This is a genomic window from Dawidia cretensis, from assembly GCF_018598175.1.
GTDB lineage: Bacteria > Bacteroidota > Bacteroidia > Cytophagales > Cyclobacteriaceae > Ohtaekwangia > Ohtaekwangia cretensis.
In genome coordinates, this window is the sequence record NZ_JAHESE010000039.1 from 18,113 (window position 1) to 29,922 (window position 11,810).

At 58.0% G+C, this 11,810-nt stretch carries 10 protein-coding genes; all 10 read right to left on the bottom strand.

Annotated elements, in window-relative coordinates; translation table 11 throughout:
• Window positions 1-94: 94 nt before the first annotated feature.
• Window positions 95-706 (bottom strand): DUF3347 domain-containing protein, encoded by a 612-nt coding sequence (locus tag KK062_RS25875; protein ID WP_254087279.1) that lies wholly within the window; start codon window positions 704-706, stop codon window positions 95-97.
• A 52-nt stretch (window positions 707-758) separates the two neighbouring features.
• The gene (locus tag KK062_RS25880) at window positions 759-1,859 is read right to left on the bottom strand and encodes an efflux RND transporter periplasmic adaptor subunit (protein WP_254087280.1); all 1,101 of its coding nucleotides are present in this window, start codon (window positions 1,857-1,859) and stop codon (window positions 759-761) included.
• A gap of 4 nt (window positions 1,860-1,863) precedes the next feature.
• Window positions 1,864-3,096: a heavy metal-binding domain-containing protein gene (locus tag KK062_RS25885; RefSeq protein WP_254087281.1), complete on the bottom strand. Its 1,233-nt coding sequence runs from the start codon at window positions 3,094-3,096 to the stop codon at window positions 1,864-1,866.
• Window positions 3,074-4,420, bottom strand: a complete 1,347-nt coding sequence (locus KK062_RS25890; protein ID WP_254087282.1) for a TolC family protein — start codon at window positions 4,418-4,420, stop codon at window positions 3,074-3,076. Before KK062_RS25890 ends, KK062_RS25885 begins: the two co-directional genes overlap by 23 nt.
• Window positions 4,404-6,314 carry an efflux RND transporter permease subunit gene (locus KK062_RS25895; protein ID WP_254087283.1) on the bottom strand — a complete coding sequence of 637 codons (1,911 nt, stop codon included), beginning with the start codon at window positions 6,312-6,314 and terminating at the stop codon, window positions 4,404-4,406. Before KK062_RS25895 ends, KK062_RS25890 begins: the two co-directional genes overlap by 17 nt.
• Window positions 6,315-6,318: 4 nt before the next feature.
• The gene (locus KK062_RS25900) at window positions 6,319-7,608 is read right to left on the bottom strand and encodes an efflux RND transporter permease subunit (RefSeq protein WP_254087284.1); all 1,290 of its coding nucleotides are present in this window, start codon (window positions 7,606-7,608) and stop codon (window positions 6,319-6,321) included.
• Window positions 7,609-7,759: 151 nt separating this feature from the next.
• Window positions 7,760-8,164 carry an HYC_CC_PP family protein gene (locus KK062_RS25905; protein ID WP_254087285.1) on the bottom strand — a complete coding sequence of 135 codons (405 nt, stop codon included), beginning with the start codon at window positions 8,162-8,164 and terminating at the stop codon, window positions 7,760-7,762.
• A gap of 62 nt (window positions 8,165-8,226) precedes the next feature.
• Window positions 8,227-8,436: a heavy-metal-associated domain-containing protein gene (locus tag KK062_RS25910; RefSeq protein WP_254087286.1), complete on the bottom strand. Its 210-nt coding sequence runs from the start codon at window positions 8,434-8,436 to the stop codon at window positions 8,227-8,229.
• Window positions 8,437-8,522: 86 nt separating this feature from the next.
• Window positions 8,523-10,772 (bottom strand): heavy metal translocating P-type ATPase, encoded by a 2,250-nt coding sequence (locus tag KK062_RS25915; RefSeq protein WP_254087287.1) that lies wholly within the window; start codon window positions 10,770-10,772, stop codon window positions 8,523-8,525.
• An 89-nt stretch (window positions 10,773-10,861) separates the two neighbouring features.
• Window positions 10,862-11,416 carry a helix-turn-helix domain-containing protein gene (locus KK062_RS25920; RefSeq protein ID WP_254087288.1) on the bottom strand — a complete coding sequence of 185 codons (555 nt, stop codon included), beginning with the start codon at window positions 11,414-11,416 and terminating at the stop codon, window positions 10,862-10,864.
• Between the last annotated feature and the right edge of the window lie 394 nt (window positions 11,417-11,810).

Genomic DNA, 11,810 nt, shown 5'->3' on the forward strand with positions numbered 1-11,810 from the left:
GCTATATATGGCATTTTGACGTTTATTGGGGAATTTCATGCACGTAGCCATCTGGTTATAAGTGCATTAAATTCCCCAAATAGTGTATTTGATGCTACAGGGTTTCGCGGACTTCCCCACAGGTTAACATTTTGTCGCCGAAGTAGGGATTGCGGATGGTTTTGCTGTCGCTGAGCCAGAAGGCGCCTTCATTGTTAAAGGCCATGGGACAAAATTCATAGTAGGCGGTTGTGCTGCCGAGGCCGTAGGCTTTGATGGCTTGATAGAGCGACTGGGTAAGGTTGCTGAAGGCCTTGCGCTGGTCGTCGAGGTTGGCGGGCGAGGTTTGCATGGCCTTAAGCGTTGTGCTAATGCCTTCCCGGTAGGTCATCCAATCGTGGTGGGCGGCACCGTCGACCAAGGTCATGTCCACCGATTCCAGGGCCATTTGTACTCCCTGGGAAGCACTCTGTACACGTGCAGCGTCGGAGGCTACAAATGATTCTTTCAGCTGCAGGTATGCCGTAAAGACACCCGCGAGCTGTTGCTGAAACGCAGGGGCTACTGTGTATTGCGGTTTGCTGGCAGTAGCAGTGTCGACGGAAGTGGCGGCATGGTCTTGGTCTTCTGCGGGAGCCTCGGGTGTTTCCTTTTTCGAGGGGCTACACGCCATGACTGCGGCGAGCGTGGCGATGGCGAAGAGTCGGGAGATTGATGTTGTGTTCATAGTATTGGATTGCGTTATAAAGATAAAAGATTCAGACGGTTGTGTGTATTGTTTATAGTCCATGTTTCAATACGTGCTCGCTGTACAGCAAGTAGGCGCCGCGCGAGACCAGTGTATCACCCGGTTGCAGGCCGCCGGTGATCTCGACCCATGCGGCGTCTTCGCGGCCGATGGTGACCGGGCGGCGTTGATAGGTATGGGCGGTGGTGCGGATATATACCTGGGCCTGTTTGCCCTTGCGGATTACGGCATTTTGCGGAGCGGCCAGCACGCGGGTAGTGCCGGGTGCGAGGAACACCTGGACAGACTGTCCGGGACGCAGGGCATTGTCCGGGTTGGCCAGGCGCGCGCGTACGATTGTTACCTGACTGTTGGCGCGATATTCGGGGCTGATGAATTCCACGACGGCGGTACGCGGTGCGGCGTCGTTGCCGACGGGAAGTACCTGCACGGTGTCGCCGGGGTGTACGGTGGTTGCCTCGCCGGTATAGAGCTCGGTTTCTACCCACAGCCTGGTCAGGTCTTCGATGCGGTATAATACGCTGCCCTCGGCTACTTCCTGGCCTTCGGTTACTTGCAGCGCAGTGATCAGGCCACTGATGGGCGCCTGGAATACGAGACGCTCGCGGGGGTTGCGGGTGGTGGCGAGGTGGTCAAGCTGGCGCGGTGTCAGACCGTATTGCAAGAGCTTTTGGGCGGCGGCGCGCGTAAACGTGGCGTATTGCGGGTGTTCTCTTCCCAGGGCTGCCTCTTGCTCGAGGGCCAGCAGGTACTCACGTTGCAACACGAGCAGCGGTTCGCTGTAGAGCTCGTACAACGGCTCGCCTGCGCGTACCGGGCGGCCAGTCTCTTGTATGTATAGTTTTTCGATACGGCCGCCGGCGCGGCTGCTGATGACGCGGGTGCGGGTCTCGTCGACTGTCAGGGTGCCGTTTACCACGGTGGCGCCGAGTGCGCGCAGGGTGATGGGCTGGACGGCGAGGTTGGCGAGCTGTTCCTGCGTGGCGGAGAGCATCAGATCGTGCTGCGTAGCGGGTTTTGCTGCTGCGACGGCGTGGTGATCGTGGCCGGCAGGGGTGCCCTCATTGTTGTCGGGCGTACAGGCCGGCAGCAGTAGGGCCAGCGGGAGAGAGATCAATTGTAGGAGACGCATGGTATCAGGGGTTAAGAAGGCCTTCACTGTCGACTAAGTATTGCGCCTGGGCGGCGATGGTTTCCGTGGAGGTGAGCCCTTTGCGGATGGCGATCCACTCGTGGTGCGCGATGCCGGTGGTGACTTTGCGGGCACGGAAGGTACCGTTGTCTTGTACGAAGACTATTTTGTCGAGGCCGAGGTCCACCACGGCTTGACGCGGCACCCACAGGGCTTCTACCGGGTGTGTGGTGAATGTAGCCTGTATAATTTGTCCCGGGCGCAAGCCTTTCGTATCGGGTGAATGTACCCGTACCGTTACGAAGGGTGCGCCGTCCCGGTAAACGGGTTCTATCACGGCTACCGTCCCGATTCGTTGTTGGCCCTCGACTATCAGCTGCACACTGTCCCCGGGCGCTATAGCGTTGGCAGACTCTGCCGGCAGGGTGAGCTCGATGCGCAGGGCATTTGCGCTGGCGATGCGGTAGAGCGCCTGACCGCGGGCGATGTAGTCACCTTCGCGCGGCAGCCTGGTTTGTGCCGGGGATGTGGCGGTGGTGGCGCCGGCGTTCATCGGGTCGCCGGTGCCGGCGACTATTGTTGCCGGTGTCTCTGATCCTGTCAGGATATATCCGTCGTAGGGGCTGTGCAGGGTAAAAGATTGGACGGGCTCGTTCCGGCGCAGGATGTTTTCGATTTGCTGCGTGGTAGCGCCGAGGAGCAGCAGCTTGCGTCGGGCTCCGGCCAGGAGGTCGCTGCCGGGGTCGTGTTGGACGAGGTATAGCAACTCGCGTTGGGCCGTCATCAGCTCGGGACTATATAGCTCGGCGATGGGCTGGCCTGCGCGGACCGGTTGGCCACTGTATCGCAGGTATACTTTTTCGAGTCGTCCGCCGAGGCGGGCGGTGATGGTGCGCAGGGCGCGGGTGTCGTAGGCTACGGTTCCCGGCGCGGTATAGGTGAGGGGCATTGCTTTGAATATTCCCCTGACCGTGGACGTGGAGGCGAGTACGTGCTCGTTGGGGGCTTGCAATGTGCGGGCAAGCGCGGGTGTGATCTCGACGGCTTCGCCATCGCGCGCCTGGCGTACCAGGTCCATGCCACATACGGGACAGGTACCGGGTTGTTCGGACACCACCGTCGGGTGCATGGGGCAGGTATAGAGGTCGTGGTGCGCGTGGTCGGCCGGGCGGCAGGCGGCAGCCAGGAGCAGTATGACGAGCGCCGGCAGTATATTATTGATCCAGTTCTTTTTCATAGCGTACGAGCAGGCTATAGTACTCAGCGGTCTTTTCGAGGTATTCCAGGCGGGCCATGTTCCAGGCCTCCCAACTGTCGACTACCATGGGCAGCTGTTCGAGGTTCTCTTCGTAGGCCAGCATGCGTGTGTCGTAGTTGTGACGCAGGGCGGGCAAGATCCTGGTGCGGTATCGCTCCCGTTGTTGTTGCAGGTTGGTGAGCCGTGCGCCCAGGCCGCCCAGCATGCCCCGAGCGTCGAGCAGTCGCGCTTCGCGCGAACGTTGCAGGGCTTGTATTTCGTATTGCATGCCACGGGCTTCGGCGGTGTACATGCGTGACGACCATGGTGCAATAGGGATGGAGACCATGGCCATGGCGGTGAACTGTCGCGGCATGTCGCGCCCGAGTGGCTCCATGTGGTCGAAGCGTAACTTGAAATCTGGACGTGCCTGCAGCCGCTGGTAGCGCTGGTTGAGGCGAATGGCCTCGATGCTGCTGTTCAGTTGTCGCAGATCGTTGCGTTGTGCGCTCAGCACGGTTGTATCGGGTGTGCTGGCCGGCGTAAAGGCAATAGTCAGTGTCGTGTCGACTGCCAGCGGGGCGGTGGCGGGCAGGTTCATCAGCGCTTTGAGGCGATAACTTTTTTCGGCGATGTCGCCTTGTGTTGTGAGTAGCTGGTTCTGCACTTCCTGGTATTTGCTTTCAGCTTCGTAGATGGCGCCAAGGCTACCCTGGTTGTAGGGATAGCGTATGCGTGCCAGCTTGAGCAGCAATTTCAAGATTTGTTCATTCTCTTGTAATACGGCGATTTTCTTTTCGTCGACGATCCAGCTATAGTATAGCTCGCGCGCTTCGGCGCGTAGCGCGTTGAATTGGTTGGCGCGGCCATGCTGTTCGATCGTGGCGCGTGCGGCCAGGTAATCCTTCTTTGCGTTGAGCCGGGCGGTATTGGGAATGGTTTGCTCTACCGATATCATGATAGAACCTTTGTCGCGGTCGCCCATCATCTCGTCGACCTTTGTGCCGGGGTAGGGCGTCATGAACGTACCGACGCCGACCATCGGGGCCATCCACGCGGTGGCGCCTTCGCTGTAGGCTTGCATGGCCTGGGCGTTGTGGTCGTATTCCTGGAGCATGGGGTGACGGCTTACGTGTGAGAGCACGCTGTCGAGGGACATGACTTGTGCCTGGGCAGTTGTTATCAGTAATGCTGCGATGAGGCAGAGCACCAGACGAAATGCACGTCGGGAGTCTGAAGACTCCCATTGTGGCAGGCACAAGTCTCCGCCCCCGGGGCGGGGGCTAAGACTTGCGCCAGGGTTTACGTTAAAGCAGTTTTCCATATTTGCGGAGTTCATATTCTTTGGTCATGAGGAAGATGAGCGGTGTTACCAGCAGGATGTGTGTGGAGGAGGTCAGTACGCCGCCGATCATGGGTAGTACGATGGGTTGCATGACGTCACTGCCGACGCCCGTGGCCCACAGTACGGGCACGAGGCCAAACAAGGCGACGGATACTGTCATGAGCTTGGGGCGCAGTCGTTTGGCGGCTCCGGCGATGACGTATTCCTGGAGGTCCTGGCGTGTGATGTTTTCGCGGCTGTTGCCGCGGAGCGCGACCAGCTGGCGCATGGCATCGTTGAGGTATATGACCATGACGACGCCGGTCTCGACGGCAATGCCAAACAGCGCGATAAAGCCCACGGCCACGGCGACGGACAGGTTGGTGCCATAGAAGTATACCATGTATGCGCCGCCGATCAGCGCAAACGGTACGGTGACGAGGCTTAGGAATGCTTCGCGCAGCGAGCGGAAGGCCAGGTATAACGCGATGAAGATGATGAGCAGTACGATCGGGAGGATGAAGGTGAGGGTCTGGCGGCCGCGCAGGAGATGCTCGTACTGACCGCTCCACTCGAGGTGGTAGCCGGGGGGTAACAAGCCTGCTTGCCGGCTGAGGGTGGCCATGGCTTCTTCTACCGTGCTGCCCAGGTCGCGGTCGCGTACGTTGAAGAGTACAGCGCCGCGCAACATGGCATTCTCGGAGGTGATCATGGGCGGACCGTCTTCCAGGGCCAATGTTGCCACGGCGGACAGGGGTACCGTGCCTTGCGTGGGTGTTCGCAAGGGTATACGCCGGAGCTGGTCGAGGCTGTTGCGATAATCTTGCGCCAGGCGCACGCTGATGGTAAAGCGCTGCCGGCCTTCCAGGGTTTGGGCAATGGGCGTGCCACCGAGTACGTACTCGACCGTCATGTTAATGTCTTCTACGGTCAGTCCATAGCGGCCCAGGGCCTCGCGATCGGGCGTGACGGTCAGGTAGCTGCCGCCGGTTACGGGGTCAACGTAGAGATCGTGGACACCAAGTATGGGACGCAGCGCCTGGCGCACGCGTTCGGATACTACCTGGATGCTGTCGAGATGCTGGCCATATACTTTTACGCCTACGTCGGTGCGGATGCCGGTGGCCAGCATGTTGATGCGGTTGATGATGGGTTGTGTCCAGCCGTTCACCACGCCCGGGATCTGGAGCCTGGCGTCGAGCTCCTGGACGAGTGCTTGTTTCGTCATGCCGGGGCGCCATTCGGATTTAGGCTTTAGCAGGATGATGGTCTCGATCATGCTGAGGGGCGCGTTGTCCGTCGCGGTGTTGGCGCGGCCGGCTTTGCCGAGTACGTGGGCTACTTCGGGCACGGAGCGGATGATCTTGTCCTGTACTTGCAGAATGCGCTTAACCTCTTCGTTGGAGATGTCGGGTAGAGTGACGGGCATGAACAAGATGGACTGTTCGTCGAGGGGTGGCATGAACTCGTGGCCGAGGCTCATGAGCAGTGGTACCGAGATGACGAGCGCGGCGATGTTGACGGCCAATGTTGTTTTGCGCCAGCGCAGGCACACGCGGAGGATGGGCTCATAGAGACGCTCCAGCCAGCGGTTGACCGGGTTGGCATTTTCTTTTGGAAACCGGCCCTTCATAAAGAACGAGAGCAGTACGGGGGCAAGCGTGACAACCAGGATGGCGTCGATTACCAGGATGAATGTTTTGGTAAATGCCAGTGGATGAAAAAGCTTGCCTTCCTGGCCGGTGAGCAAAAATACCGGCAGAAACGAGGCGATGATGATGATGGTAGAATAGAATACACCGCGGGATACTTGCCGTGATGCGCGCTCGATGATGGCCAGGCGCTCGCTTTCTTCCAGGGGTATATAGTTTCTTTTTTTGCGTGCGAAGAGCATGGTGTTATTCGTTTGGAGTTTCGGGGTTCAGCTCATGAAAGCGGTGGGAGAGGTGTTTGTACGCATTCTCGGCCAGGATGATGCCGTTGTCGACGATCACGCCGATGGCCAGTGCTATGCCGGTGAGCGACATGATGTTGGACGTTATGCCAAAGGCATTTAACAGAATGAAGCTGATGGCAATGGTCAGGGGCAGTTGTACCAGGATGCTGACGGCGCTGCGCCAATGGAACAGGAACAGGAGTACGACGGCGGAGACGACGATCATTTCTTCGATCAGCGTGCGCCGGATGGACGAGATGGATTCCTCGATCAGCTCGCTGCGGTCGTATACAATGTTGAACTTTACGCCGCCGGGGAAGCCTTTGGCGACTTCGGTCATTTTTTCTTTGACGCGCCGAATGACTTCGTCGGCATTTTCGCCGTAGCGCATGACGACGATGCCGCCTACGACTTCACCTTCACCGTCGCGGTCGAAAATGCCGAGGCGTGCTTCGCCGGTCATTTGGACTGTGGCGATGTCGCCGACGGTAATGGGGGTGGTGCCGGAGGTCTTGACGGGGATGCGCTCGATCTCTTCTAGGGAGTGGAGGTAGCCGGTGGTTTTGATGATATACCCGATGTCGCTCAATTCGAACTTACGCCCGCCGGCCTCGTTGTTGCCGGCGCGTACGGCACGGATGACGTCGGCGACGGACAGGTTGTAGTAGGTAAGGCGGTGCGGGTTGAGTGCCAGCTGGTATTGTTTCTGAAAGCCGCCGAACGACGCAATCTCGCTGACGCCTTGTACGGGTTGCAGCGCAAATTTGATATACCAGTCCTGCAGCGCGCGTTGTTCGCCTAGGTCCATGCCGGGCGCGTCGAGTGTATACCAGAGTACATGGCCCACGCCGGTACCGTCGGGACCGAGTGTGGGTGTGATGCCTTCGGGCAACAGCCGGCTGGCGTAGTTGAGGCGTTCGAGTACGCGCTCGCGGGCCCAGTATACATCGGTGTTATCTTCAAAGATGACGTAGACGAAGCTCATGCCGAACATGGAGGTGCCGCGCACATATTTTACTTGCGGGAGCGCTTGCAGATTGGTGACGAGCGGATAGGTTACCTGGTCTTCGATGAGCTGGGGGCTGCGGCCCATCCATTCGGTGTAGACGATGACCTGGTTTTCGGACAGGTCGGGGATGGCATCGATCTTACTGGTGCGTACGGCGTGTATGCCCCAGACAAATAAAGCGGCGGCCAGCAACAGGATTAAGACCCGGTTGCGCAGGGAGAAGGAGATGAGGTTTTCGATCATGATGGGATCGAGGTAGTGCTAAATGAATGTATGGAGTAAGTGGTTGGCTGTGGTGGATCCACAGCAGTCTCGGCAGTCTGAAGACTGCCATTAGACGGGGCACAAGTCTCCGCCCCGAGGCGGGGCTAAGACTTGCGCCAGCAAGACCGGATCAAATACGGAAAACTTGAAGTGTCGCGGGGCGATCGTCGTGTAGGGGTGGTGGATCGTACAGTTGGAACGAAGCTGTAGCGGTTGATGTAGCGGGGATGATATCCGCTATGAGTATTGGATATTGGATGACCAGCGGCACAGGGTGTGTCGTGAGGTCGAAGTGGGTGACGTCGTTTTTTAGCTTCTGGGCCTTGTGTACAATGAGGGTGTCGTCACAGCACGAGGATTTGGCGTGGTGACAGGGTGGAAGCTTTTGCTCCATGGGGCAGGGGGATGCCTTTTCCAGGAAGGCCACGTTATCGACCCGGCCACCGCAGAGGTGGACGCCTACCACGAAGCTGGTGGAGGAGGCCAGCACCAGTAGGGCGAGGAGAAGTGACGATATGGTCCGGAGCGGTTTCACGTTGTTTGTTCAAAGATACGTGTTTTTACCTGGATTTGTTTCGGGGAGCCGCAGCCTCCCGTTCAGGAGGCCTTTTCGGCGCGATAGCCTGCTTTTTGAAGCGATTCTTGTACGGTATGTGCGTCGGTGTTGTTGGTGACCGTCAGGGGGCGTGTGGGCTGGGTGAGGTCTACCTGCCAGTTGCCGGTGCCCACGGCCTCGTCGAGGTAGGGCGTTACTTTGGCGACGCAGGCCGAGCATTTGATATTGGTAGTGAATGTTTGTGTACTCATGGTTGTGCTTGTTTGCTGTGTAAAGAAACGGAAAAGAGGGGTGTTTGGCTTTATACTTTTCCGGGTATGGTTTACAGAATTCCTGTTCAGAGCTTCCGGGCTTTTAATCGCAGGCTGTTCGCCACTACGCTGAACGAGCTGAGTGCCATGGCGGCGCCGGCCACCATGGGGTCGAGCAGAAATCCATTAACAGGGTATAATATGCCGGCGGCGATGGGTATGCCGATGACGTTGTATATAAATGCCCAGAAGAGGTTCTGGCGAATGCCCTGCACGGTCTGTGTAGACAGGGTCAGCGCTTTGGGAATGGCTTGCAGGTCGGATGTGATGAGGGTCATCTTGGCCACGTCCATGGCGATGTCGGAGCCTTTGCCCATGGCGATGCTGACGTCGGCTTGTGCCAATGCCTGCGAGTCGTTGATGCCGTCGCCGGCCATCGCGACGACGTGTCCCTGCGCTTGCAACTTTTCGATGTAGGCTGCTTTCTGGTCGGGCATGACTTCGGCTTCGTAGTGCGCAATGCCTGCCTGCCGGGCAATGGCGCGTGCAGTCTGGGGGTTGTCGCCCGTGAGCATGTATACGGCGATTCCTTTTTCTTGCAGGGCTTCTACTGCGGCCCGCGAGGTGGGTTTGAGGGTGTCGGCGATGGCGATCAGCGCGAGGACGCGTTGGGCGTCGGCGAAGTATATTACTGTACGGGCCTGTTCTTGCAGCTGTTCTGCTTGTGCTTGCAAGGTCGGTGGTATAACAATCTGGTGTTCGGTGAGGAGTCGCGTGTTGCCTGCGTAGTACGGTATAGTTTGATGCGTGGCGACTACACCGCGGCCGGGGAGCGCTTCGAAGTGTTGCAGGGGTACACCTTGCGTGCCGGCGTCTTTCAGGTGACGTACAACGGCGGCGGCAAGCGGATGCTCCGACGATGTTTCGAGGCTGTAGAGTACAGAAGCTGCCAGGGTGTTATCGGGGCCATGCTGCCACAACAAGTCGGTTACACGCGGCTTGCCTTCGGTGAGCGTACCGGTCTTGTCGAGTACGACGGCTGTTACCTGGTGGGCGCGTTCGAGGCTTTCGGCATCGCGGATGAGGATGTTGTTTTCGGCACCTTTGCCAACGCCGACCATCAGGGCTGTAGGAGTGGCCAGTCCCAGTGCGCACGGGCAGGCAATGACCAACACGGTGACGGCTGCCAGCAGGCCATGGGTAAAAGCATGCTCGCCACCGACCAGCATCCACGTGACAAAGGTGAGTATCGCCAGGGTAATCACAATGGGGACAAAGATGCCGGCGATTTTGTCGGCCAGCTGTTGCACGGGGGCTTTGCTGCCTTGCGCCTCTTGTACCATACGGATGATGCGGGCCAGGACGGTGTCACTGCCTATCTGCCGGGCTTCCAGCCGGAAGCTGCCGCGTTCGTTGACGGTGCCGGCGAATACTTTGTCGCCGGCCTTTTTTGATACGGCGATCGACTCGCCACTGATCATGCTTTCGTCGACATACGACGTTCCCGATTCTACCACGCCGTCGACGGGAATACGTTCGCCGGGGCGCACGACGACGATGTTCCCGATGCGCACGGCAGCGATCGGCAGTTCCTGCTCGATTGTATTCTGTACAACCAAAACAGTCTTGGGTTGAAGGCCCATGAGCTTGCGTATGGCGGACGAGGTACTGGCTTTGGCGCGTGCTTCGAGCAGTTTGCCGATGGAGAGGAATGCGATGATGACGGCAGCGGCTTCATAGTATACATGGGCGTGTACCCCGCGGGCATGCCAGTAGTCGGGGAAGAATGTATTAAACGTGCTGAATAGAAAGGCAATGCTTGTCGACAATGCTACCAGCGTGTCCATGGTTGCCTGGCCGTGCCGCGCCTGTTTCCAGGCGTGTGCAAAGAAGCTGCGGCCGAGGTAAAATACGATGGGCGCGGTGAGGACCAGCGATATATAGGGCGTGTAGGCGTAGTCCATAAAGAACATGCCGAGGATCACGACGGGCGCGGACAGGATACATGCCCACAGCGTGCGGGTCTTGAGCGCGGCATAGTGTTTTTGTTGCGCGTCGGCGGCCTGGGCCTGCGGGTCTTCGGTGTCGATGACGAGGTCGTAGCCGATGGAACGTACTGCGGCCTGCAGGGCCTGTGGCTGTGTTTGGGTTGTGTCGTATTCTACCAGCGCCGTTTGGTTGGCATAGTTGACAGAGGCGGAATAAACACCGGGCGATGCGGCGAGCATCGACTCGACGCTGCCGGCACAGGCACCGCAGGTCATTTCCAGCACCGGGAAGGTGGTGCGTGTGCGGGGCGTGGCTTTGCCGGGGTGATTGTTTGTTGTTGTGGTCATAAGCAACCGGTCATATTTACACTGCAAGTATACCGGAAAGCCGGCCAGCCGGTTTTACAGAATTCACCGAAGGGGTTATATAATTACCGTCAGGCGATCTTGTCCAGGGGCTTGCGTTGTGCTTCGGACTCACGGCTCTTTTTGAGCTCGGAGGGTGTCAGGCCCGTTACCTTTTTGAATTGGCCCGAGAGGTGTGCCACGCTGCTGTAGCCAAGTGTGTGGGCGATTTCGCTCAGGCTGAGCTCGTCGTAGAACAGCAATTCTTTGACGCGCTCGATCTTTTGGCGGATGATGTAGTGCTCGAGGGTGATGCCTTCGACGGAGGAGAAGAGGTTGCTCAGGTAGTTGTATTCGTAATGCAATGCTTCGGACAACAGGTGTGACCAGTTGAATTTGCGGTCGATGCCGTCGGGGTTGTGGACGATGCGGATGACGGTGTTTTTGATGCTTTCAATAAGCCGCGCACGGCGGTCGTCGATGCGCTCGAATCCTAATGCTACCAGGCTGGTGTCGAGGTGCTCGATCGTTTGCGGGGGGATGTCGGTTTGAGGGATGGTCACTTCGCCCAGGGTTACATGGTCGGGGTGGAGTCCGATCTGATCGAATACCTGCGTGACGGCGGTGATGCACCGGTTGCAGACCATATTTTTTATGAAGAACGTCGTTGCCATGGACAAATATGCGGATTCGGAGGGGGTAGAGGTTATAAGATTCCTGGAATTAGTTGTAGAATTTTAACACAGGAGGAGACCGGGTGGTTCAGTGCTCAGGGCCAGTTGTCACGGTAGACGTAGCCATTAAAAAGGTATCATTTGTGTTCAGAAGCCATTTTTCCAGAATGCTGTAGCCTCAATTTGTGTCGATTGTAGGAGGTGATGTAGCCTCTGGAAATTTCGTACGGTCAGCCCTGGTGTAAATCTTTGCTTCTGCATTCCGGGACACCGGGGGCTTCGAAACAAAAAACCTGAAAACTAAGGTAGAGAGAAATTTTGATATCCACTGTTCTGTCGTAGCTGGTTTATCGCATTCTGTTACTTT

Coding starts and splice junctions, on each gene's coding strand:
- KK062_RS25875 (WP_254087279.1), bottom strand. CDS start 706: ATGAACACAACATCAATCTCCCGACTCTTCGCCATCGCCACGCTCGCC.
- KK062_RS25910 (WP_254087286.1), bottom strand. CDS start 8,436: ATGAGTACACAAACATTCACTACCAATATCAAATGCTCGGCCTGCGTC.
- KK062_RS25885 (WP_254087281.1), bottom strand. CDS start 3,096: ATGAAAAAGAACTGGATCAATAATATACTGCCGGCGCTCGTCATACTG.
- KK062_RS25880 (WP_254087280.1), bottom strand. CDS start 1,859: ATGCGTCTCCTACAATTGATCTCTCTCCCGCTGGCCCTACTGCTGCCG.
- KK062_RS25895 (WP_254087283.1), bottom strand. CDS start 6,314: ATGCTCTTCGCACGCAAAAAAAGAAACTATATACCCCTGGAAGAAAGC.
- KK062_RS25920 (WP_254087288.1), bottom strand. CDS start 11,416: ATGGTCTGCAACCGGTGCATCACCGCCGTCACGCAGGTATTCGATCAG.
- KK062_RS25915 (WP_254087287.1), bottom strand. CDS start 10,772: ATGACCACAACAACAAACAATCACCCCGGCAAAGCCACGCCCCGCACA.
- KK062_RS25900 (WP_254087284.1), bottom strand. CDS start 7,608: ATGATCGAAAACCTCATCTCCTTCTCCCTGCGCAACCGGGTCTTAATC.
- KK062_RS25890 (WP_254087282.1), bottom strand. CDS start 4,420: ATGGAAAACTGCTTTAACGTAAACCCTGGCGCAAGTCTTAGCCCCCGC.